The 401-nt window shown below is 65.1% G+C and carries 1 protein-coding gene; it reads left to right on the plus strand.

The genetic code is table 11. The annotated features are described in order from the left end of the window. A partial coding sequence (locus tag NR193_RS33370; protein ID WP_256754900.1) for a type IV secretory system conjugative DNA transfer family protein occupies positions 1–401 on the plus strand: 401 nt, incomplete at both ends.

Below are 401 nucleotides of genomic sequence, written 5' to 3' on the forward strand. Positions count from 1 at the left end.
TTTTACCTTCCGCCGTCCTTCTTCTGGTGGTGGTATGGCTTCGATGCCTACGCGCCGTCGATCTTCGTGGAGGGAGCCTTTATCGCGGCTTCCGGCGGGTTCGCCTGCGTCGCCGTCGCCATCGGCATGTCGGTCTGGCGGGCTCGCGGGGCCAAGAAGGTCGAGACCTACGGCTCCGCCCGCTGGGCCGACAAGCAGGAGGTCAAGGCAACTGGCCTTCTCGGCTCCGATGGAGTGGTGCTTGGGCGGTTTGACGGCGCCTATCTGCGCCACGACGGACCGGAGCACGTGCTGTGCTTTGCGCCCACACGTTCGGGCAAGGGTGTCGGCCTTGTCGTCCCATCACTGCTGACCTGGCCGAGCTCAGCCGTCGTCCACGATATCAAGGGCGAGAACTGGCA

Origin of the sequence: Mesorhizobium sp. Mes31 (genome assembly GCF_024519675.1) — a bacterium.
Classification (GTDB): Bacteria; Pseudomonadota; Alphaproteobacteria; order Rhizobiales; family Rhizobiaceae; genus Mesorhizobium.